This window comes from Kocuria sp. CH-021 (genome assembly GCF_049716185.1).
Taxonomy (GTDB): Bacteria; Actinomycetota; Actinomycetes; order Actinomycetales; family Micrococcaceae; genus Kocuria; species Kocuria cellulosilytica.
Genome location: NZ_JBNAFK010000001.1, coordinates 245,697 through 267,187, shown reverse-complemented (window position 1 = coordinate 267,187; position 21,491 = coordinate 245,697). Strand labels below are relative to the sequence as shown.

The following is a 21,491-nucleotide window of genomic DNA, read 5'->3' as shown; positions in this document are numbered from 1 at the left end:
GCTCAGCACTTCCCCGCCGCGTGGTGTGGGGGGAGCTTGAGGCGCTCAGCAGTACTGAAACCTCTGCAAGTCTACTTTGGCTGTACTTGTTTGATGAAATTCCCGGCCGGGGCCGAGGGGGTGGTGCCTACTCGCCGCGGTTCTTCTGGACGATCTCCTCGGCGACGGCCTTGGGAACCTCCGAGTAGCTGTCGAACTGCATCGAGTACACGGCGCGGCCCTGGGTCTTGGACCGGAGGTCGCCGATGTAGCCGAACATCTCGGACAGCGGGACGAGGGCCTTGACCAGCTTGACGCCGGACACGTCCTCCATGGACTGGATCTGGCCGCGGCGGGAGTTCAGGTCGCCGATGACCTCGCCCATGTACTCCTCGGGCGTGCGGACCTCGACGGCCATCAGCGGCTCGAGCAGGACGGGCTGGGCCCGGCGGGCGCCCTCCTTGAAGACCATGGAGCCGGCGATCTTGAACGCCATCTCGGAGGAGTCGACGTCGTGGTAGGCACCGTCGAGCAGCGTGGCCTTGACGCCCACGACCGGGTACCCGGCGAGGATGCCCAGGCGCATGGCGTCCTGGATGCCGGCGTCCACGGAGGGGATGTACTCGCGCGGGACGCGGCCGCCGGTGACCTTGTTGTCGAATTCGTAGAGCTCCTCGGCGTCCAGCGGGATCGGCTCGAACGCCACCTGCACCTTGGCGAACTGGCCGGAGCCGCCGGTCTGCTTCTTGTGCGTGTAGTCGACCTTGTCGACGGCCTTCTTGATGGTCTCGCGGTAGGCCACCTGGGGCTTGCCGACGTTCGCCTCGACCCGGAACTCGCGCTTCATGCGGTCCACCAGGATGTCCAGGTGGAGCTCGCCCATGCCGCCGATCTCGGTCTGGCCGGTCTCCTCGTTGAGGGACACGGTGAACGTGGGGTCCTCGGCCGAGAGCTTCTGGATCGCGGTGGAGAGCTTCTCCTGGTCGCCCTTGGTCTTCGGCTCGATGGCCACGGAGATCACGGGGGCCGGGAAGGTCATCGACTCGAGCACGATCGGCTCCTGCGGGGAGCACAGGGTGTCGCCCGTGGTGGTGTCCTTGAGCCCGATGGCCGCGTAGATGTGGCCGGCCCGGATCTCGTCGACCGGGTTCTCCTTGTTGGAGTGCATCTGGAACAGCTTGCCGATGCGCTCCTTCTTGCCCTTGGTCGAGTTGAGGACCTGCTCGCCGTTGACGGCCTTGCCGGAGTACACGCGGATGTAGGTCAGCTGCCCGTAGAACGGGTGCGAGGCGACCTTGAACGCGAGCGCCGAGAAGGGGGCGCTGTAGTCGACGGGGCGGGTGAGGACCTCCTCCTCGTCGTTGAGCGCGTGGCCCTCGACGTTCGGGACGTCCAGCGGGGACGGCAGGAAGTCGATGACGGCGTCGAGCATCGGCTGCACGCCGCGGTTCTTGAACGCGGAGCCGCACAGCACGGGGTACGCCTCGGAGTTGATGGTCAGCTTCCGGATGCCGGCCTTGAGCTCCTCGAGGGTGAGCTCCTCGCCGCCCAGGTACTTCTCCATGAGCTCGTCGTCCGCCTCGGCGACGGACTCGACCAGCTGGTTGCGGTACTCCTCGGCCCGCTCCTGCAGGTCGGCGGGGATCTCCTGGATCTCGTACTTGGCGCCCAGGGAGACGTCGCCCTTGGAGTCGCCCGGCCAGACGAAGGCCTTCATGGTGAGCAGGTCGACCACGCCGGTGAACTCGGACTCGGCGCCGATCGGCAGCTGCATCACGAGCGGCTTGGCACCGAGGCGGTTGATGATGGTGTCGACGGTGAAGTAGAAGTCGGCGCCCAGCTTGTCCATCTTGTTGACGAAGCAGATGCGGGGCACGTCGTACTTGTCGGCCTGGCGCCAGACCGTCTCCGACTGGGGCTCGACGCCCTCCTTGCCGTCGAAGACCGCCACGGCGCCGTCGAGCACGCGCAGGGAGCGCTCGACCTCGACCGTGAAGTCCACGTGGCCGGGGGTGTCGATGATGTTGATCTGGTTGTCGTGCCAGTAGCAGGACGTCGCGGCGGACGTGATCGTGATGCCGCGCTCCTGCTCCTGCGCCATCCAGTCCATGGTGGAGGCACCATCGTGGGTCTCGCCGAGCTTGTGGGAGATACCGGTGTAGAACAGGATGCGTTCGGTGGTGGTGGTCTTACCGGCATCGATGTGCGCCATGATGCCGATGTTGCGGACCTTCTTGAGGTCGGTAAGCACGTCAAGTGCCACGGTGGTTCCCTTTCGGAGATGGTGCCGGCGGCCTGCCGGCCCGGATGGGGCCGACAGGCCTGGAAGATTCTACCAGCGGTAGTGGGCGAAGGCCTTGTTGGACTCCGCCATCTTGTGGGTGTCCTCGCGGCGCTTCACGGCGGCACCGAGACCGTTGGACGCGTCCAGGATCTCGTTCTGCAGACGCTCGGTCATGGTGTTCTCACGGCGGATCTTGGAGTAGCCGACGAGCCAGCGCAGGGACAGCGCCTGGGCGCGGCCCGGCTTGACCTCGACGGGCACCTGGTAGGTGGCGCCGCCGACGCGGCGGGACTTCACCTCGAGGGCCGGCTTGACGTTCTCCAGGGCCTTCTTGAGGGTGGCGACGGGGTCGGCGCCGGACTTCGCCCGGACGCCCTCGAGGGCGCCGTAGACGATGCGCTCGGCGGTGGACTTCTTGCCGTCCTGGAGGACCTTGTTGATCAGCTGCGTGACGACCGGGGAGCTGTAGACCGGGTCGACGACGAGCGGGCGCTTGGGAGCGGGACCCTTACGAGGCATTACTTCTTCTCCTTCTTGGCGCCGTAACGGGAACGGGCCTGCTGGCGGCCCTTGACACCCTGGGTGTCGAGCGCGCCGCGGACGATCTTGTAGCGGACACCGGGGAGGTCCTTCACGCGACCGCCGCGGACGAGCACGATGGAGTGCTCCTGGAGGTTGTGGCCCTCACCGGGGATGTAGGCCGTGACCTCGACGCCGCCGTTGAGCTTCACGCGGGCGACCTTGCGCAGCGCGGAGTTCGGCTTCTTCGGCGTGGTGGTGTACACGCGGGTGCACACACCGCGCTTCATGGGGCTGCCCTTGAGTGCGGGCGCCTTGGTCTTGACGACCTTCGGGGTCCGGCCCTTGCGGACCAGCTGCTGGATTGTAGGCACAGTGTCTCCTGATCGGACGGGACGCGTCAGCGGCCCGCTGGGTGTTCGGCTCCCCGCTCCCGGCCGGGGCCTGGTGCGGGTGCGGCGCTCGGTGTGGGCCCGGCGGGCGGGCACCACGGTCGCCGCGCCGAAGGTAGCTGGGCAGACGAAAAGGATGGCATTTTGGTACACACCGCGTACCAGAGGACCGAGTCCGTTCTGCCATGATTTCTCCGGCCTCCAGGGGCGGCGGGCGCCGAGGGATGACCGTTCAATTCCTCGACAGCCTATCAGACGCCGGCCGGGGCGGGAAAACGCGGGCCCGCCCGTCCGGCCGGCGCGGTCCCGGCGTGCGGTCAGCGCCCGGTCGCGGCGAGGTCGGCGGAGATCCGCCGGGCGCACTCGAGCAGTGGCGGCACGACGTCGTCCACCGGGTCCCCGGCGCTCGCCCCGGGCATCCCCACGCGCATGGAGACGTTCACGGCCGCGACCACGCGGCCGGTGCCGTCGGTCACCGGGGCGGCGACCGAGCGCAGCCCCACCTCGAGCTCCTGGTCCACGAGGGCCCACCCCTGGGCGCGCACCTGCCGCAGGTCCGCCTCGAGGGCGGCGCGATCGGTGAGGGTGTGGGCGGTCAGCCGCTCGATGCGCGCGGTGCGGAAGTACCCGGCGAGCTGCTCCGCGTCCAGCGCGGCGAGCAGGACCCGGCCCATGGACGTGGCGTGGGCGGGGAAACGGGTGCCCACGGCGATCGCCACGGTCATGATCCGGTGCGTGGAGACCCGGGCCACGTAGACGATGTCGGAGCCGTCCAGCACGGAGGCGGACGTGGACTCCTCGACCTGCGCCGAGAGCGTCTCGAGGTGCGGGGCGGCCAGGGCCGGCAGCGACAGCGAGGAGAGGTAGGAGTAGCCGAGCTGGAGGACCATGGGGGTGAGCTCGAAGAGGCGCCCGTCGGTCCGGACGTAGCCCAGCTCCTCGAGGGTGAGCAGGAACCGGCGTGCGGTGGCGCGGGTGAGCCCGGTGCGCCGGGCCACGTCGCTGAGGGTCATCCGGGGGTGCCGGGCGTCGAAGGCCGTGATCACGCCGAGCCCGCGCGCCAGCGACTGCACGAACTGTCCCGGGCTGCTCCGCTCCCCCGCCGGGGCGGTGGGGTCCTGCTCGGTCATCGGTGGCCTCCTGTGGGCCTCGTCCGGGGGCGCGGCGGCCGGTGCCGGCCGCCGCTCCCCCCGGGTCGGTGCGGTGCTCAGCGGGCGGGCCGCAGCGGGACGTCGACGATCTGCCGGAGCTCCTCGAAGCTCGTCCCGAAGGTCTCGCGCACCGAGACGCCGTCCTCCTCGATGAGGAACACGGCCTGGTCGGTGTAGATCCGCGAGACGCAGCCCACGCCGGTGAGCGGCATGGTGCACTGCTCCACGAGCTTCGACTGCCCCTTCTTGGTCTGCAGGGACATCATCACGAACGTCATCTTCGCACCGGTGGCCAGGTCCATGGCCCCGCCCACCGCGGGGATCGCGTCCGGCTTGCCCGTGTGCCAGTTGGCGAGGTTGCCCTTCCGGTCCACCTGGAACGCGCCGAGCACGCAGCAGTCGAGGTGCCCGCCGCGCATCATGGCGAAGGAGTCCGCGTGGTGGAAGTAGGAGCAGCCCGGCGTCTCGACCACGGGGATCTTGCCCGCGTTGATGAGGTCGGCGTCGACCTCGTCGCCGTGGGCCTCGGGGCCCATGCCGAGCATGCCGTTCTCGGTGTGCAGGGTGACGTCGTCCTCGGCGGTCAGGTAGTTGGAGACCAGGGTCGGCTGGCCGATGCCGAGGTTGACGTAGGAGCCGGCCGGGATGTCGCGGGCCACCAGGCGGGCCAGCTCCTCCGGGGCGAGCGGGGTCTCGGACGTCATGGGCACGACGTCCACGGTGTTCTCGCTCATGTCAGAGCTCCTCTCGGGGGTCGGTCTGGGCCGGCGCGTCGATCCGCACGACGGTGTCCACGTAGATGCCCGGGGTCACGACGACCTCGGGGTCCAGCCCGCCGCGCTCCACGAGCTCCGCGACCTGCACGATGGAGGTGGCGGCCGCGGCGGCCATGATGGGGCCGAAGTTGCGCGCCGTCTTGCGGTACACGAGGTTGCCCGCCCGGTCCGCGACGTGCGCCTTGGTCAGGGCGAAGTCGGCTTTGATGGGGTGCTCCAGGACGTAGTGGCGGCCGTCGATCTCGCGGACCTCCTTGCCCTCGGCGAGCGGGGTGCCGTAGCCGGTGGGGGTGAAGAACGCCCCGATGCCGGCGCCGGCGGCGCGGATGCGCTCGGCGAGGTTGCCCTGGGGGACGACCTCGAGCTCGATCTGCCCGGCCCGGTACTTCTCGTCGAAGTGCCACGAGTCGGACTGGCGCGGGAAGGAGCAGATGATCTTCTGCACGCGCCCCAGCTGGATCAGCCGGGCCAGGCCCACGTCGCCGTTGCCGGCGTTGTTGTTCACGACCGTCAGGTCGGTGGCGCCGTGGTCGATCAGCGCGTCGATGAGCTCGACGGGCTGGCCGGCCACGCCGAAGCCGCCGATCATGACGGTCGCGCCGTCGTGGATCGGGGCCACGGCCTGCGCGCAGCTGTCTGCGATGTTCAGCATGCGTTGTGCCTCTCTTCGGTGGTCTTCTTCGCCCGGGTCCCTCGCGGGTCTCAGGCGTTCTCGTTCTCGAGCACGACGGCGAGGCCCTGGCCCACGCCGATGCAGATGGCCGCGACGCCCCAGCGCTGCCCGGAGGCCTGCAGGGACCGCGCGAGCGTGCCGAGGATGCGGGTCCCGGAGGCCCCGAGGGGGTGGCCGATGGCGATGGCGCCGCCGTGCCGGTTGACGATTCCCGGGTCGATCCCCCAGGCGTCGACGCACGCGAGGGACTGAGCGGCGAAGGCCTCGTTGAGCTCGACGGCGGCGACGTCGTCCCAGCCGATCCCGGCGCGCCGCAGGGCGAGGTTCGCGGCCTCGACCGGGGCGAAGCCGAAGAACTGCGGCTCGTTGGCGGCCGCGCCCCGGCCGGCGATGCGGGCGAGGGGCTGCAGGCCGGTCAGCTCGGCGGCCTTCTCGGAGCCCAGCAGGGCGGCGGAGGCGCCGTCGTTGAGCGGCGAGGCGTTGCCGGCGGTGACGGTGCCGCCCTGCTCCGCCGAGCGGAAGACGGTCCTGAGCCCGCCCAGCTTCTCGACGGTCGAGGACGCGCGGACGGACTCGTCCTGGGTCAGCTCGGTGCCGGGGACCTGGACGGTGAGGTCCGCGTAGAAGCCCTCGTCCCAGGCCTGCTGGGTGAGCTGGTGGGAGCGGTGCGCGAACTCGTCCATGCGGTCGCGGGTGATGCCGTGCCGCTCGGCGAGCTGCTCGGTGGCCTCCCCCAGGGACACGGTCCACGCGGAGTTCATGCTCGGGTTGACGAGCCGCCAGCCCAGCGTGGTGGAGGCCAGGGTCATGTCGCCGGCCGGGTAGGGTTTCTCCGTCTTCGGGAGCACCCAGGGGGCCCGGCTCATGGACTCGACGCCGCCGACGAGCATCACGTCGGCCTCGCCCGCGGCGATCTGCCGGGACGCGATGATCGCCGCGTCCAGGGAGGAGCCGCACAGCCGGTTGACGGTGGTGCCGGGCAGCTCCACGGGGAGCCCGGCCAGCAGCGTGGCCATGCGGGCGACGTTGCGGTTCTCCTCGCCGGCGCCGTTGGCGTTGCCGAGCACGACCTCGTCGATCGCGGCGGGGTCCAGCGCGGATGCGCGCCGGAGCTGCTCGCCGACCACGAGGGCGGCCAGGTCGTCGGGGCGCACGCCCGCCAGGGCGCCGCCGAAGCGGCCGAAGGGCGTGCGGACGGCGTCGTAGATGTAGGCCTGGGTCATGGTGTTCCTCACTTGCGTCGTTGCAGGTCGGTCACGGGGGTCGGGGTCCCGGGGTCTCGGGGTGGTGGGGCGTCGGTCACGGGGCGCGACCGGCACGGGGGCGTGGCGCGGGGCCGCGCAGGACTCAGGCGCCCTCGGCGTCGAGGGCGTCGAGGACCTGCTTGGCGTGCTTGAAGGCGTTGTTGGCCGAGGGCACGGAGAGGTAGATCGCCGACTGCAGCAGGATCTCCTTGATCTCGTCCCGCTCCAGGCCGTTGCGCAGGGCGGCGCGGACGTGCATCTCGAACTCCTCCCAGTGCCCGGCGGCGATCAGCGCGGTCAGGGTGACGGCGCTGCGCATCCGCCGGTCCAGTCCCGGCCGGGTCCAGATCTCGCCCCACGCGTAGCGGGAGATGAAGTCCTGGAACTCGGCGGTGAAGGCGTCCTTGCCGGCCTCGGCGCGGTCCACGTGGGCGTCGGAGAGCACCTCGCGGCGCACCGCCATGCCGTCCGCGTGCGCCTCCTGCTCGGTGCGCCGGGGATTGCTGCTCATGCTCGTGCTCCTTCGGGGGTCGTGGTCGTCGTGGGGGCCTGCCGGCCGAAGTGCTCGTCCAGCAGCCGCGCCACGTCCTGCGGGGCCTCGGCGGGCACCAGGTGGCCGGCGCCCTCGACGACGACGAGACGCCCGCCGGTCGCCTCCGCGAGCCGCGCCACCGACTCCGGCGGCGTCGCGACGTCGTGCGCGCCCACCACGGCGAGCACGGGGACGTCGGCCGGGGCGGGCTCCGCGTGCGCGTCGAAGGCGGCGAGGGCCTCGCAGGCCCGGGCGTAGGAGAACCGGTCCGCGCCCTGCAGGTCGTGCAGCAGGGCCGTGGTGGTGGCCGCGTCCCGCTCGATGAAGCCCGGGGCGAACCACCGCTGCGCGGAGCCCACGACCTGGGTGGGGGTGCCGGCCGCGGCCACGAGCTCGGCACGCTGCGCCCAGGCACCGGGCTCCCCCACCCGGGCGGCGGTGCCGACCAGCGCGGCGGCGCGGACCCGCTCCGGGGCGTCGAGGAGCAGCTGCTGCCCCACGCACCCGCCGATCGAGCAGCCCGCGTAGAAGAACGGTCGTTCGATCTCGGCCCCGGGCGCCGCGCGGTGGCGGTCCACGGCCGTCAGCACCGCCCGGGCGAGCTCGGCCACGGTGAACGGCTCGTCGGTGGGTGCGGAGGCGCCGTGCCCGGGCAGGTCCCAGCCCAGCACCCGCACGTCGGCCCCGAGCCGCCGGGCCACGCCCGACCAGAGCGACGTCACGGACGTGCCCAGCGAGGGGCCGAGCACCAGCAGCGGGGCCTGCGCGGACGGTGCCGGCCGGTCGGCGAACTCGACGAGGGTGAGGACGGGGACGCTCATGCGGTGCTCCTGGCGCTGGTCCCGGCGTACCCGCCGGACGTGGTCGAAGGATCGTTCGCCGACCGGTCGTGCCGCTCGAGCACCCGGTCGATCAGCAGGTCGTTGGCGCCGAGGTAGCCGGCGGGGTCGAGCAGCCGGGTCACGACCCCCCGGTCCACGGGGGTGCCGTCCGCCAGGAGGGTGCCCGCGGCGAGGCCCTCGAGGGCGTCGAGCATGCCCTGCCGGTCGCTCGCGTGCTCGCGCACGACCGCCTGGACCTGCTGCTTCCCCGTGGCGCCGTCGGCGGCGGGCGGCAGCAGCGGCGCGAGCGCCGCGCTGATCCGCTCGGCGAGCACGGCGGGCCCGGACGCGTCCAGGTTGGCCCGCATCCGGGCGGGGTCCACGGTCAGGCCCGCCGTGAGCTCGGCCGCGTGCGACGACGCCGCCACGGCGAGCCGGGCCAGCTCCCGCAGCGCCGGCCACTCCGTGTGCCACGCGCCGTCGGGGCGCTCGTCGACGTACTGGGCGGCGGCGAGGTGGAGCTGGGCGACGAGCTGGGGCGCGGTCAGGGCGGTGCGCTTGAGCAGCACGGAGAGCACCGGGTTCTGCTTCTGGGGCATCGCGGAGGACACGCCGCGCCCCTCAGCGGCCGGTTCGCGCAGCTCGCCGAGCTCGGGGCGGGAGAGGAGCAGCACGTCGTTGGCGATCCGGCCCAGGGCCGCGCAGACGGCGGCCAGGGTCTCCGCGGTGCGCAGGACCGGCCGCCTGCTGGTGTGCCACACGTGCGCCGGCATGCTCAGCCCCAGCTCGCCGGCCCAGCGGCGGGCGAGCTCGACGGCCTGCTCGGCGGCGTCGGGCGTGCCGGGGAAGAGCGCGATGCTCCCGGCGAGGGTGCCGGCGGCCCCGCCCCAGGACACCGGCAGCCGGGTGAGCCCGGCGAGGTCCGCCTCGAGGTCCTGCAGTCCGGCGAGCCAGCCGGCGGCCTTGAGGCCGAAGGTGGTGGGCAGCGCGTGCTGCGTCAGGGTGCGGGCGGCCTGGAGGGTGCCGCGGTGGGTCTGCGCCAGCCGGGCCAGGGCGTCCGCGGTGCCGGACAGCTGCCGTCCCAGGGGCTCGGCGGCGCGCCGGACCAGGAGCATCATGGCGGTGTCCATGACGTCCTGGCTGGTCAGGCCGCGGTGCACGAAGCGCACGGCGTCGGGGTCGAGCTCCCCCAGCCGGCGCCGGTAGTCGGCGAGGAGCGGGATGACCGGGTTGCCGCCGCCCTCGGCGCGCCGGGCGATGTCCCCGGCGTCGTAGTCGGCGGCGCGGGCGGCCGCGCGGGCGGACTCCGCGGCGGCGCGGGGGGCGAGCCCGGCGTCCGCCTGCGCGGCGACCCAGGCGGCCTCGACGTCGAGCAGCGCCTGGAGCACGGCGGTGTCGTCCGTGTGCGCGTCGCCCCGGTGGGCCCCGGGGCGGAGCAGCCCGGCGTCGGTCATGCGCGTCCTCCTTCGGTGGTCGTCCGGTCGTGCGTCGTGGTCGGCGGTGCCGTGGGGGGGGCCCCGCCCCGGGGCCCCCCCCCGCCGGGGCCGCCGGGGGGGGGGGGGGGGGGGGGGGGGGGGGGGGGAGAAGGGGCCGGGGCCCGCCCGGCGACCACCGGCGGGGCGCGGCCGGGTGGGGGGCGGGCGCGCCCCGGGGGGGGGGGGGGGGGGGGGTGGGGGGGGGGGGGGGGGGGGGGGGGGCCCCCGGGCGGGGCCCCCCCCCACGGGCGGGTCACTGCTCGAGGTTCGGGTAGGTGAGGAAGACGGTCTCGTCCTGGCCCTGCATCCGGACGTCGAAGCGCAGGGAGCCGTCGGCCTCGCGCTCGGCGATCAGCGTGCGGCGCCGGTCCTCGGGCAGCGAGCCCAGCAGCGGGTCGTTCGCCAGCGCCTCGGTGTCCTCCGGCAGGTAGATGCGGGTGAACAGCCGGTTGAGCAGGCCGCGGGCGAAGACCGTCAGCGTGATGAACGGCGCCTTGCCGGGCTCGGTCGGCCCCGGGTCCACAGTGGTGAAGGTGTAGTGGCCCTCGTTGTCCACGGACGCGCGGCCGAAGCCGGTGAAGGTCCAGCCGTCGCGCACGAGCGAGCCGGTCGCGGTGGGCACGTCGCCGTTGCCGTCGGCCTGCCAGATCTCGAGCATCGCGTCCGGCACGTGCTCGCCGTGGCCGTCGGTGACGGTCCCGTGCAGACGCACCGCCTGCGGGTGCCCGAGCGGCACGAGCAGCTCGCCCTTGTCGTAGGGCAGCGCGTAGCCGAAGAACGGCCCGATGGTCTGGCCGGGGGTGGCCGGGAGCTTGCGGTTCGCCGGGGTCTCAGACATTGGAGTCGCCTTCCGTCCAGGTGCGGTTCGAGCCGCTGAGCACGATGTCCCACGTGTAGCCGAGCAGCCACTCGTGCTCCGAGGTGTCGTGGTCGTACCGGGCCACGAGCCGTTCGCGGGCCTTCGGGTCCACGATGGACTGGAAGATCGGGTCCAGGGCGAACAGCGGGTCGGAGGGGAAGTACATCTGGGTGATCATCCGCTGGGTGAAGTCCGTGCCGAACAGCGAGAAGTGCACGTGCGCGGGCCGCCAGGCGTTGTGGTGGTTCTTCCAGGGGTACGGTCCGGGCTTGATGGTGACGAACTCGTAGGAGCCGTCGTCGCCGGTCAGGCACCGGCCCACGCCCGTGAAGTTCGGGTCGATGGGCGCGGGGTGCTGGTCCCGCTTGTGGATGTAGCGCCCGGCCGCGTTGGCCTGCCAGATCTCCACGAGCTGGTTCCGCACGGGCCGGCCGTCGCCGTCGAGGACCCGGCCGCGGATCTTGATCCGCTCGCCGATGGGCTCCCCGCCCGACTGGATGGTCAGGTCCGACTCGAGCCGGTGCACGTCCCGCTCGCCGAAGGCGGGGGCGTGCAGCTCGATGGTCTCGGGGTCCGCGTGGTGCAGGTCCTTGGTGGGGTGCCGCAGGATCGAGCTGCGGTAGGGGGCGTAGTCCAGACGCGGCTGCGTCTCGGTGCGCCCAGACGCCGCGTAGTCCTCGGCGACCTGCGCCATCTCGCGGTCGAGGTCGGCCTGCGTGTCGGCCGCGTCGTCGGGTCCCTTCGGGGTGAGGTGCACGAAGGCCTCCCCCGTCCCCTGGTCCTGGTCGGTCATGGTTCAGCTCCTTTGTTGCGAGGTGGCTGCCGCACCGGCGGGCGTCGCGCCCGCGGTGGCCGGCGCCTGCGCGGAGAACTCTTCGAGGCTAGCGCATCCGGTGCAGCATTCGCACACGTGTTCGTTGTGCGAACTTATTCTGGGGTCACAGTCGACGGGCGCGGCCGTCAGCGGTCGTCGGGCCAGCCCGTGTAGGACTCCGCGAAGTAGGCGGCCCCGCGCGCCGAGCCGGTGATGGCCTTGAACTCGCCGTGCCGGCGCTTCTGGTTGAAGGGGTTCTCCCCCGGCTGGGTGTGCATGAGCTGCGTGGCCCAGTAGGAGAAGTTCTGGGCCTTCCACACGCGCTCCAGCGCCGTGGCCGAGTACCCGGCCAGCCCGGAGTCGTCGCCGGAGCGGAAGAACTCCACGAGCGCCGGGGCGAGCACGCGGACGTCGCAGAACGCCAGGTTCAGACCCTTGGCCCCGGTCGGGGGCACCGTGTGGCCGGCGTCGCCCACGAGGAACAGGTTGCCGTGGCGCAGGGGCTCGCAGACGTAGGAGCGGAACTTCAGCACCGTCTTGTCGAAGATGGGCCCCTCCTGGAGCCGCAGGCCGTCGGGGCCCGCGACGCGGCGCTGGAGCTCGGCCCAGATCCGCTCCTCGTCCCAGTCGTCGACGTCCTCGTCCGGGTCGCACTGGAAGTACATCCGCTGGACGGTGTCGCTGCGCTGGGAGACGAGGGCGAAGCCGTGCTCGGAGTTCGCGTAGATGAGCTCCGGGGCGCTCGGCGGGGCCTCGGCGAGGATCCCGAACCAGGCGAAGGGGTACTCGATGAAGTTGTCGGTGCGCTCCTGCTCGGGGATCGCGCGGCGGCAGATGCTCTGCGAGCCGTCGGCGCCCACGAGGACCTCGCAGCGGATCTCGAAGTCCTCGCCCGCGGCGTCGGTGAAGCGGATGCCCGGCCGGTCGGTGGTCAGGTCCAGGACCTCGGTGCCGGTGACCGACCAGCGCACGTCCCCGCCGTCGCGCTCGCGGGCCTCGGCCAGGTCCAGGAACACCTCGTTCTGCGGGTAGAGCCACACGGACTCGCCGACGAGCTCCTTGAAGTCGATGCGGTGGCTCTCGCCCTGGAAGCGCAGCACGGTGCCCTCGTGCTCGTGGCCCTCGGTGAGCACGCGCCCGTCGACGCCCTCCTCGACCAGCATTCGCACGGTCGGGGCCTCGAGGATGCCGGCCCGGTGGGTGGCGTGGATGGTGTCCTTCTCGCGCTTCTCGACGACGATGCTGTCGATGCCGGCGCGGCCGAGCAGGTGGGCGAGCATCAGCCCGGCCGGGCCGCCGCCCACGATGCCGACCTGGGTGCTGAGAACGGTGCGCTGTGCGCTCATGAGTGCTCCTGGTGATACGACGGGAATCGTGTCCAGTGTCCCAGCGGGCTGTGGGCGGCACCACAGTCTTCCCGTTGAACGGGACGGGAGCGGCGGCGGGGCGGCGGGTCCGGCGGCGCGGCCGGTCCGGCGGCGCGGTCGGTTCAGCGGGAGGCGTCCCGCAGCGTCCGGCGGATGCCGTGCGCGGCGGTGTGCAGCGCCTGGACGATCGCGCCGGCGCGCGCGGCGGGGTCGCCCGCGGGGGTGATGACGCCCAGGCCCGCCACCACCTGGTCGCCGCGGCCCCGCACGGGCACGGCGATGCCCGCCGTCCCCGCCTCGAGGTAGCCGGTCTGCAGGGCGTGGCCCGCGCCGCGGATCCGCTCGAGCTCCGCGGCCAGCAGCCCGGGGTCCGTCGGGGAGAGCTCGGTGAACGCGTCGAGGGGGCCCCGGAGGTACTCCTCCCGGTACTCCTGCGGCGCGTGCGCCAGCAGGACCAGGCCCGTGGCCGAGAGGTGCAGGGGCAGCCGGCCCGCGACCTCGGCGCGCACGGGCACCGCCCGGGGGTGCGAGAGCCGCTCCACGAGCAGCACCTCGCGGCCCTCCACGATGCCGAGCTGCACGTGCTGGCGCAGCACCGCGTGGATGTCGCCCATGAACGGGCGGGCGGCGCGCGCCAGCCCGAGCTCGCGCGAGGAGCGGTTGGCCAGCTCCCACAGCCGGGTGCCGATCACGTAGTGCCCGCCCTCCACCCGCTCGAGCCAGCCCTGGCGGGCCATGTCCCGGGCCAGCCGGTGCGCGGTGGCCGTGGGCAGGCCGGTGAGGGCCGCGATCCGGCCCCCCGTCAGCCGGGAGTTCTCGGCGGTGAACGCCGCGAGGATCCGGTCCGCCCGCTCGAGCACGGACTCCCCGGTGGGTGAGTTCGCCATGGTGGCTCCTGACGCTCCTTCCTGGTCCCCGGCCGTGCACCGCGGACGTGTGCCGCGGCCCGCCGCGGGACGGGGACAGCCCCGCCCCGGAAGACGGGTCTTCCGGAACGGGGCTGCCTGGTGATCACGGGAGTGACCACGTCCTGTCGGGGGACGCCGACCTCAGTTGGAGCCGAAGTCGTAGTCCTCCAGCGGGATCGCCTGGAACTCGGCGGGCGAGGAGTTCTCCTCCGCGTAGCTGAAGTCCGAGAACGAGCCCGGCTCCGTGAACAGCGAGGCCTTCGCCTCGTCCGTCGGCTCCACGTCGATGTTGTTGTACCGCGCGAGCCCGGTGCCGGCCGGGATCAGCTTGCCGATGATCACGTTCTCCTTGAGGCCCACCAGCGGGTCGGACTTGCCCTCCATGGCCGCCTGCGTGAGCACGCGGGTGGTCTCCTGGAAGGACGCGGCCGACAGCCACGAGTCGGTGGCCAGCGAGGCCTTCGTGATGCCCATCAGCTCCGGCCGGCCCGCGGCCGGGCGGCTGCTCTCGGCCACGGCCTTGCGGTTGGCCTCCAGGAAGCGGACGTTCTCCACGAGCTCGCCCGGCAGCAGGTCCGTCTCGCCGGACTCGATGATCGTCACGCGGCGCAGCATCTGCCGCACGATGACCTCCACGTGCTTGTCGTGGATGCCCACGCCCTGGGAGCGGTACACGCGCTGCACCTCGTCCACGAGGTGCTTCTGCGCCTGCCGCGGTCCGCGGATGCGCAGCACCTCCTTGGGGTCCACGGCGCCCGAGACCAGCTGCTGGCCGACCTCGACGTGGTCGCCCTCGGTCACGAGCAGCTTCGCGCGGCGCAGCACCGGGTACCCGATCGCCTCGTCCCCGTTGTCCGGGGTCACGACGAGCTTGAGGGCCTTCTCGGTGTCCTCGATGCTGACCCGCCCGGCGACCTCCGAGATCGGCGCGACGCCCTTGGGCGTGCGGGCCTCGAAGAGCTCCTGGATGCGGGGCAGACCCTGGGTGATGTCGCCGTCCGAGGACGCCACGCCACCGGTGTGGAAGGTGCGCATCGTCAGCTGCGTGCCGGGCTCACCGATCGACTGCGCGGCGATGATGCCCACGGCCTCGCCGATGTCCACCAGCTGGTTGGAGGCCAGCGAGCGGCCGTAGCACGCCGCGCACACGCCCACCGCGGACTCGCAGGTCAGCACGGAGCGCACGCGCACCGTGTCGGCCCCGCCCGCGAAGAGGGCGCTGATGAGCGCGTCGGAGAGGTCCGTGCCGGCCTCGGCCAGGATCTCGCCGTTGACGTCCACCACGTCCACCGCGAGCACGCGGCCGTGCACCGTGTTCTCGATGTCCTCGTGCAGCACCCGGGCACCGGACTCCTGCACGTCGGCGAGCGGCAGGTTCAGGCCGCGCTCCGTCATGCAGTCCGCCTCCCGCACGATGACGTCCTGGGAGACGTCCACGAGACGACGGGTCAGGTAGCCCGAGTTCGCCGTGCGCAGCGCGGTGTCGGCCAGGCCCTTGCGGGCACCGTGGGTCGCGATGAAGTACTCCAGCACCGACAGGCCCTCCCGGTAGGAGGACTTGATCGGGCGGGGCATGATCTCGCCCTTCGGGTTGGACACGAGCCCGCGGATGCCGGCGATCTGGCGGACCTGCATCCAGTTGCCTCGGGCGCCGGAGGACACCATCCGGTTGATGGTGTTCAGCGGCGAGAGGTTCGCCTGCATGGCCTGGGCGACCTCGTCGGTGGCCTTCGTCCAGATGTCGATGAGCTCCGAGCGACGCTCGTCGTCGTCGATCAGACCGCGGTCGTACTGGCCCTGGATCTTCGCGGCCTGCGCCTCGTAGCCCTCCATGATGGCGGGCTTCTCCGGCGGGGTCGCGATGTCCGAGATGGCCACGGTCACGCCCGAGCGGGCCGCCCAGTGGAACCCGGCGTCCTTGAGCTCGTCGAGGGTGTGCGCCACGGTCACCATCGGGTACCGCTCCGCGAGGTCGTTGACCAGCGCGGACAGGTGCTTCTTGTCCGCGACGGCCTCGTCCCAGGGGTAGTCCTCGGGCAGCGTCTCGTTGAACAGCACGCGGCCCAGCGTGGTCTCCACGACCACGGGCGAGCCCGGCTCCCAGCCCTCGGGGGCCTCCCAGCCCTCGAACGGCACGAAGTCGTCCAGCTCGATCCGGCACAGCGCGTTGAGGTGCAGCTTCCCGGCGTCGTGGGCCATGATCGCCTCGGCCACCGAGGAGAACGCGCGGCCCTCCCCCTCCTCGCCCTCGCGGACGGTGGTGAGGTGGTACAGCCCGATGATCATGTCCTGCGAGGGCAGGGCGATCGGCTTGCCGTCCGAGGGCTTCAGGATGTTGTTCGAGGACAGCATCAGGATGCGCGCCTCGGCCTGGGCCTCCGGGGACAGGGGCAGGTGCACGGCCATCTGGTCGCCGTCGAAGTCGGCGTTGAACGCGCCGCACACGAGCGGGTGGAGCTGGATGGCCTTGCCCTCGACGAGCTGCGGCTCGAACGCCTGGATGCCCAGGCGGTGCAGGGTGGGGGCACGGTTGAGCAGCACGGGGTGCTCGGTGATGACCTCCTCGAGCACGTCCCACACCTGGGGGCGGTAGCGCTCGACCATGCGCTTGGCCGACTTGATGTTCTGCGCGTGGTTGAGGTCCACGAGCCGCTTCATCACGAACGGCTTGAACAGCTCGAGCGCCATCTGCTTGGGCAGACCGCACTGGTGCAGCTTCAGCTGCGGGCCGACCACGATGACCGAGCGGCCGGAGTAGTCCACGCGTTTGCCGAGGAGGTTCTGCCGGAAGCGGCCCTGCTTGCCCTTGAGCATGTCGGACAGCGACTTCAGCGCACGGTTGCCCGGCCCGGTGACCGGGCGGCCGCGGCGGCCGTTGTCGAACAGCGAGTCCACGGCCTCCTGCAGCATCCGCTTCTCGTTGTTGACGATGATCTCCGGGGCGCCCAGGTCGAGCAGGCGCTTGAGCCGGTTGTTGCGGTTGATCACGCGCCGGTAGAGGTCGTTGAGGTCCGAGGTGGCGAAGCGGCCGCCGTCGAGCTGGACCATCGGGCGCAGCTCCGGCGGGATCACCGGGACGGCGTCCAGGACCATGCCCAGCGGGGAGTTGTCCGTGGTCAGGAACGCGTTGACGACCTTGAGCCGCTTCAGGGCGCGGGTCTTGCGCTGGCCCTTGCCGGTGGCGATGGTCTCCCGCAGGGACTCGGCCTCGGCCTCGAGGTCGAAGGTCTCGAGGCGCTTCTTGATCGCCTCGGCGCCCATCGAGCCCTCGAAGTACATCCCGTAGCGGTCCACCATGACGCGGTAGAGCGCCTCGTCGCCCTCGAGGTCGTTGACCTTGAGGTTCTTGAAGCGGTCCCAGACCTGCTCGAGGCGGTCGATCTCCAGGTTGGCGCGCTTGCGCACGTTGGCCATCTGGCGGTCGGCGGAGTCGCGGAGCTTGCGCTTCTCCGCGGCCTTGCCGCCCTCCTCCTCGACCCGGCCGAGCTCGGTCTCGAGGTCGCGGGCGATCGCGGCGATGTCGGAGTCGCGGGTGGACTCCATCTGCGCCTTCTCGCGGTCCACGGCGGCCTGCAGGTTGGGCAGGTCGTCGTGGCGGGCGTCCTCGTCCACGGACGTGATCATGTACGCCGCGAAGTAGATGACCTTCTCCAGGTCCTTCGGGGCGAGGTCCAGCAGGTAGCCCAGCCGCGAGGGCACGCCCTTGAAGTACCAGATGTGGGTCACGGGAGCGGCGAGCTCGATGTGGCCCATGCGCTCACGGCGCACCTTGGCACGGGTGACCTCCACGCCGCAGCGCTCGCAGATGATGCCCTTGTAGCGCACGCGCTTGTACTTGCCGCAGTAGCACTCCCAGTCCCGGGTGGGACCGAAGATCTTCTCGCAGAACAGGCCGTCCTTCTCGGGCTTGAGCGTGCGGTAGTTGATGGTCTCCGGCTTCTTGACCTCGCCGTAGGACCAGGTCCGGATGTCCTCCGCGGTCGCAAGACCGATCCGCATGAGGCCTAGTGAAGATTCGTTGGACATGAGGGTCCTTTATCTCTTTCTCTGGAAAAGTTGACGTCTCGTCGGGGTGGACCGAGGGGGATCAGACCTCTTCGACCGAGCTGGGCTCGGAGTGCGAGAGATCGATGCCCAGTTCCTCGGCCGCCCGGAAGACCTCGTCATCCGAATCGCGCATCTCGATGGTGTTGCCGTCGGCCGAGAGCACCTCGACGTTCAGGCACAGCGACTGCATCTCCTTGATGAGGACCTTGAAGGACTCGGGGACACCCGGCTCCGGGATGTTCTCGCCCTTCACGATGGCCTCGTAGACCTTCACGCGCCCGTGCACGTCGTCGGACTTGACCGTCAGCAGCTCCTGCAGCGTGTAGGCGGCGCCGTACGCCTCGAGCGCCCAGACCTCCATCTCGCCGAAGCGCTGGCCGCCGAACTGCGCCTTACCGCCCAGCGGCTGCTGGGTGATCATGGAGTACGGGCCGGTCGAGCGCGCGTGGATCTTGTCGTCCACGAGGTGGTGCAGCTTCAGGATGTACTGGTAGCCCACCGACACCGGGTCCGGGAACGGCTCGCCGGAGCGGCCGTCGAACAGGCGGGCCTTGCCGGACCGGTCGATCAGCCGCGCGCCGTCCCGCGTCGGGTTGGTGTGGTCGAGGAGGTCGAAGATCTCCTCCTCCCGCGCGCCGTCGAACACCGGGGTGGCCACGTTCGTGGGCCCGGACTGCTTCGGGAAGTTCGGCAGCCGGTCGAGCCACTCGGGCTCGCCCTCGATGTTCCAGCCCTGCTTGGCGAGCCAGCCGGTGTGCACCTCGAGGACCTGCCCGAGGTTCATGCGGCCGGGCACGCCCAGCGGGTTGAGGATGATGTCCACGGGGGTCCCGTCCTCGAGGAACGGCATGTCCTCCAGCGGCAGGATCTTCGAGATGACGCCCTTGTTGCCGTGGCGGCCGGCGAGCTTGTCGCCGTCCGTGATCTTGCGCTTCTGCGCCACGTACACCCGGACCACCTGGTTGACGCCCGCGGGCAGGTCGTCGTCCTCGTCGTCGCGGTCGAAGACGCGCACGCCGATGACGGTGCCGGACTCGCCGTGGGGCACCTTCAGGGACGTGTCGCGCACCTCGCGGGACTTCTCGCCGAAGATGGCCCGCAGCAGGCGCTCCTCGGGGGTCAGCTCGGTCTCGCCCTTCGGGGTGACCTTGCCCACCAGGATGTCGCCGGCCTGGACCTCCGCGCCGATGTGGATGATGCCGCGCTCGTCGAGGGCGGACAGCACCTCCTCGGACACGTTCGGGATGTCCCGGGTGATCTCCTCGGCGCCCAGCTTCGTGTCGCGGGCGTCGATCTCGTGCTCCTCGATGTGGATCGAGGTGAGCACGTCCTCCGAGACCATGCGCTGGGAGAGGATGATCGCGTCCTCGTAGTTGAGGCCCTCCCAGGACATGTAGGCCACCAGCAGGTTCTTGCCCAGGGCCAGCTCGCCCTGGTCCGTGGAGGGACCGTCGGCGATGACCGAGCGCTCCTCGACCCGCTCGCCCTCGGAGACGATGACGCGCTGGTTGTAGGTGTTGCCCGGGTTCGAGCGCGTGAACTTGTTGATCGGGTAGACCGTGGTCGTCCCGTCGTCGTTGAGCACGCGCACGAGGTTCGCCGAGACCTCCTCGACCACGCCGGCCTTGCGCGCCAGCACGGAGTCGCCGGCGTCCAGGGCCGCGTAGCGCTCCATGCCGGTGCCCACGAGCGGGGCCTCGGACTCGAGCAGCGGCACGGCCTGGCGCTGCATGTTGGCGCCCATGAGCGCGCGGTTGGCGTCGTCGTGCTCGAGGTACGGGATGAGGGCGGTCGCCACGGATACCATCTGGCGCGGGGAGACGTCCATGTACTGCACGGCGGTCGGGTCGACCAGCACGGCCTCGCCGGAGCCGTCGGCGGCGCGCGCGAGCACGGCGTCCTCGGCGAACCGGTTGTCCAGGCCCAGCGGGGCGTTGGCCTGGGCGATCGTGACGCCGCGCTCGTCGTCGGCGGTGAGGTACTCGACGTCGTCGGTCACCAGGCCGTCGACGACCTTGCGGTAGGGCGTCTCGATGAAGCCGAACGGGTTGATCCGCCCGTAGGTCGCCAGCGAGCCGATGAGGCCGATGTTGGAGCCCTCAGGGGTCTCGATGGGGCACATGCGGCCGTAGTGCGACGGGTGGACGTCACGGACCTCCATGCCGGCGCGGTCGCGGGAGAGACCGCCCGGGCCGAGCGCGGACAGGCGGCGCTTGTGGGTCAGGCCCGCGAGCGGGTTGTTCTGGTCCATGAACTGCGACAGCTGCGAGGTGCCGAAGAACTCCTTGATCGCCGCCACGACCGGGCGGATGTTGATCAGGGTCTGCGGGGTGATCGCCTCGACGTCCTGGGTGGTCATGCGCTCGCGCACCACGCGCTCCATCCGGGACAGGCCGGTGCGGATCTGGTTCTCGATCAGCTCGCCGACCGCGCGGATGCGGCGGTTGCCGAAGTGGTCGATGTCGTCGACGTCCACGACGACCTCGCGGGGCTCGCCGTCCCGCACGCCCTTCATGGTGCCGCCGCCGGCGTGCAGGGTCACGAGGTAGCGGATCATCGCGACGATGTCGTCGACCGAGAGCACCGAGGCGTCCTCGTCCTCGAACGCCTTGTCGAGGCCCAGCTTCCGGTTGATCTTGTACCGGCCCACCTTGGCGAGGTCGTAGCGCTTGGAGTTGAAGTACATGTTGTCCAGCAGCGCCTGGGCGGCGTCGACCGTGGGCGGCTCCCCCGGGCGCAGCTTGCGGTAGATGTCCAGCAGCGCGTCCTCGCGGGACTCGACGGTGTCCTTCTCGAGGGTCGCCCGGATGGAGTCGAACTCCCCGAACTCCTCGAGGATGCGGGACTCGCTCCAGCCGAGGGCCTTGAGCAGCACGGTCACCGACTGCTTGCGCTTGCGGTCCAGGCGCACGCCCACCTGGTCGCGCTTGTCGATCTCGAGCTCGAACCAGGCGCCGCGGGACGGGATGATCTTCGCGGAGTAGATGTCCTTGTCCGAGGTGCGGTCCTGGCCGCGCTCGAAGTACGCGCCCGGCGAGCGGACGAGCTGGGAGACGACGACACGCTCGGTGCCGTTGATGACGAAGGTGCCCTTCTCGGTCATCAGCGGGAAGTCGCCCATGAACACGGTCTGCTGCTTGATCTCGCCCGTGTTGTTGTTCATGAACTCGGCCTTGACGTACAGGGGCGCCGAGTAGGTGGCGTCCCGGTCCTTGCACTCGTCCATGGTGTACTTCGGGTCGTAGAACTCCGGCTCCGAGAAGGACAGGGACATGGTGCCCTGGAAGTCCTCGATCGGGGAGATCTCCTCGAAGATGTCGGACAGGCCGGAGGTGCGGGCGATGCCCTGCTCCCCGGTCTCGATGGCCTGCTGGACGCGGGCCTGCCACCGCTCGTTGCCCACGAGACGGTCGAAGCTGTCCGTCTGGAGGGCCAGCAGGTTCGGCACGTCCAGCGGTTCATGGATCTTGGCGAAGGAGATGCGGCGCGGGACGTCCCCGTCGGCCGGTCGGTTAGCGGTTACGTTCGAATCGGTGCTCGAGGCGACCAAGATGGATTCCTTCCACAGACCTGCAGTTGAATCGCGCAGTTCCCGGCTCGGGGATACGGGTGTGCGAGGGCCAGCGGGCTGACGATGCTGGTTCGCTCCC

General features: G+C 71.2%; 16 protein-coding genes. All 16 read right to left on the bottom strand.

All coding sequences use genetic code 11. The annotated features are described in order from the left end of the window. Positions 1 to 127: 127 nt before the first annotated feature. The 16 genes from fusA to rpoB all read right to left on the bottom strand — a co-directional run bounded on the left by fusA (position 128) and on the right by rpoB (position 21,391). Entirely contained in the window at positions 128 to 2,242 is a 2,115-nt protein-coding gene (fusA, locus tag ACPYN7_RS01205; protein ID WP_368824739.1) for an elongation factor G, read from the bottom strand. A gap of 69 nt (positions 2,243 to 2,311) precedes the next feature. Next, positions 2,312 to 2,782 (bottom strand): 30S ribosomal protein S7, encoded by a 471-nt coding sequence (gene rpsG, locus ACPYN7_RS01200; RefSeq protein ID WP_017833292.1) that lies wholly within the window; start codon positions 2,780 to 2,782, stop codon positions 2,312 to 2,314. Then, the gene (rpsL, locus tag ACPYN7_RS01195; protein ID WP_017833291.1) at positions 2,782 to 3,156 is read right to left on the bottom strand and encodes a 30S ribosomal protein S12; all 375 of its coding nucleotides are present in this window, start codon (positions 3,154 to 3,156) and stop codon (positions 2,782 to 2,784) included. Before rpsL ends, rpsG begins: the two co-directional genes overlap by 1 nt. A gap of 335 nt (positions 3,157 to 3,491) precedes the next feature. Next, entirely contained in the window at positions 3,492 to 4,304 is an 813-nt protein-coding gene (locus tag ACPYN7_RS01190; RefSeq protein WP_058872525.1) for an IclR family transcriptional regulator domain-containing protein, read from the bottom strand. Positions 4,305 to 4,381: 77 nt separating this feature from the next. Further along, a complete protein-coding gene (locus ACPYN7_RS01185) occupies positions 4,382 to 5,059 on the bottom strand; it encodes a 3-oxoacid CoA-transferase subunit B (RefSeq protein WP_058872524.1) in 678 nt (225 codons plus the stop codon). Position 5,060: 1 nt separating this feature from the next. Continuing rightward, a complete protein-coding gene (locus ACPYN7_RS01180) occupies positions 5,061 to 5,753 on the bottom strand; it encodes a 3-oxoacid CoA-transferase subunit A (RefSeq protein ID WP_058872523.1) in 693 nt (230 codons plus the stop codon). Positions 5,754 to 5,803: 50 nt separating this feature from the next. After that, positions 5,804 to 6,997, bottom strand: a complete 1,194-nt coding sequence (locus tag ACPYN7_RS01175) for a thiolase family protein (RefSeq protein ID WP_058872522.1) — start codon at positions 6,995 to 6,997, stop codon at positions 5,804 to 5,806. Positions 6,998 to 7,121: 124 nt separating this feature from the next. Continuing rightward, positions 7,122 to 7,529 (bottom strand): 4-carboxymuconolactone decarboxylase, encoded by a 408-nt coding sequence (pcaC, locus tag ACPYN7_RS01170; RefSeq protein ID WP_058872521.1) that lies wholly within the window; start codon positions 7,527 to 7,529, stop codon positions 7,122 to 7,124. Further along, a complete protein-coding gene (locus tag ACPYN7_RS01165) occupies positions 7,526 to 8,371 on the bottom strand; it encodes an alpha/beta fold hydrolase (RefSeq protein ID WP_424346452.1) in 846 nt (281 codons plus the stop codon). Before ACPYN7_RS01165 ends, pcaC begins: the two co-directional genes overlap by 4 nt. After that, complete coding sequence (locus ACPYN7_RS01160; protein WP_424346451.1) at positions 8,368 to 9,825, bottom strand: lyase family protein; 1,458 nt, start codon at positions 9,823 to 9,825, stop codon at positions 8,368 to 8,370. Before ACPYN7_RS01160 ends, ACPYN7_RS01165 begins: the two co-directional genes overlap by 4 nt. A gap of 274 nt (positions 9,826 to 10,099) precedes the next feature. Next, entirely contained in the window at positions 10,100 to 10,684 is a 585-nt protein-coding gene (gene pcaG / locus ACPYN7_RS01155; RefSeq protein ID WP_424346450.1) for a protocatechuate 3,4-dioxygenase subunit alpha, read from the bottom strand. Then, positions 10,677 to 11,498: a protocatechuate 3,4-dioxygenase subunit beta gene (gene pcaH, locus ACPYN7_RS01150; RefSeq protein ID WP_058872518.1), complete on the bottom strand. Its 822-nt coding sequence runs from the start codon at positions 11,496 to 11,498 to the stop codon at positions 10,677 to 10,679. The genes pcaG and pcaH overlap by 8 nt, the downstream gene beginning before the upstream one ends. Positions 11,499 to 11,665: 167 nt before the next feature. Next, positions 11,666 to 12,865 carry a 4-hydroxybenzoate 3-monooxygenase gene (locus ACPYN7_RS01145; protein ID WP_424346449.1) on the bottom strand — a complete coding sequence of 400 codons (1,200 nt, stop codon included), beginning with the start codon at positions 12,863 to 12,865 and terminating at the stop codon, positions 11,666 to 11,668. Between the two features lie 143 nt (positions 12,866 to 13,008). Beyond that, positions 13,009 to 13,773 carry an IclR family transcriptional regulator gene (locus ACPYN7_RS01140; protein ID WP_058872516.1) on the bottom strand — a complete coding sequence of 255 codons (765 nt, stop codon included), beginning with the start codon at positions 13,771 to 13,773 and terminating at the stop codon, positions 13,009 to 13,011. A gap of 162 nt (positions 13,774 to 13,935) precedes the next feature. Next, positions 13,936 to 17,820 (bottom strand): DNA-directed RNA polymerase subunit beta', encoded by a 3,885-nt coding sequence (locus tag ACPYN7_RS01135; protein ID WP_424346448.1) that lies wholly within the window; start codon positions 17,818 to 17,820, stop codon positions 13,936 to 13,938. A 61-nt stretch (positions 17,821 to 17,881) separates the two neighbouring features. After that, positions 17,882 to 21,391, bottom strand: a complete 3,510-nt coding sequence (rpoB, locus tag ACPYN7_RS01130) for a DNA-directed RNA polymerase subunit beta (RefSeq protein WP_058872514.1) — start codon at positions 21,389 to 21,391, stop codon at positions 17,882 to 17,884. Positions 21,392 to 21,491: the final 100 nt, after the last annotated feature.

What these genes read in the sequence shown, in the direction of transcription:
- ACPYN7_RS01140 (WP_058872516.1), bottom strand. Translation starts at nt 13,773, where the DNA reads ATGGCGAACTCACCCACCGGGGAGTCCGTGCTCGAGCGGGCGGACCGG.
- pcaC (WP_058872521.1), bottom strand. Translation starts at nt 7,529, where the DNA reads ATGAGCAGCAATCCCCGGCGCACCGAGCAGGAGGCGCACGCGGACGGC.
- rpsG (WP_017833292.1), bottom strand. Translation starts at nt 2,782, where the DNA reads ATGCCTCGTAAGGGTCCCGCTCCCAAGCGCCCGCTCGTCGTCGACCCG.
- ACPYN7_RS01135 (WP_424346448.1), bottom strand. Translation starts at nt 17,820, where the DNA reads ATGTCCAACGAATCTTCACTAGGCCTCATGCGGATCGGTCTTGCGACC.
- ACPYN7_RS01175 (WP_058872522.1), bottom strand. Translation starts at nt 6,997, where the DNA reads ATGACCCAGGCCTACATCTACGACGCCGTCCGCACGCCCTTCGGCCGC.
- pcaH (WP_058872518.1), bottom strand. Translation starts at nt 11,498, where the DNA reads ATGACCGACCAGGACCAGGGGACGGGGGAGGCCTTCGTGCACCTCACC.
- ACPYN7_RS01145 (WP_424346449.1), bottom strand. Translation starts at nt 12,865, where the DNA reads ATGAGCGCACAGCGCACCGTTCTCAGCACCCAGGTCGGCATCGTGGGC.
- pcaG (WP_424346450.1), bottom strand. Translation starts at nt 10,684, where the DNA reads ATGTCTGAGACCCCGGCGAACCGCAAGCTCCCGGCCACCCCCGGCCAG.
- ACPYN7_RS01190 (WP_058872525.1), bottom strand. Translation starts at nt 4,304, where the DNA reads ATGACCGAGCAGGACCCCACCGCCCCGGCGGGGGAGCGGAGCAGCCCG.
- ACPYN7_RS01160 (WP_424346451.1), bottom strand. Translation starts at nt 9,825, where the DNA reads ATGACCGACGCCGGGCTGCTCCGCCCCGGGGCCCACCGGGGCGACGCG.
- ACPYN7_RS01180 (WP_058872523.1), bottom strand. Translation starts at nt 5,753, where the DNA reads ATGCTGAACATCGCAGACAGCTGCGCGCAGGCCGTGGCCCCGATCCAC.
- ACPYN7_RS01185 (WP_058872524.1), bottom strand. Translation starts at nt 5,059, where the DNA reads ATGAGCGAGAACACCGTGGACGTCGTGCCCATGACGTCCGAGACCCCG.
- ACPYN7_RS01165 (WP_424346452.1), bottom strand. Translation starts at nt 8,371, where the DNA reads ATGAGCGTCCCCGTCCTCACCCTCGTCGAGTTCGCCGACCGGCCGGCA.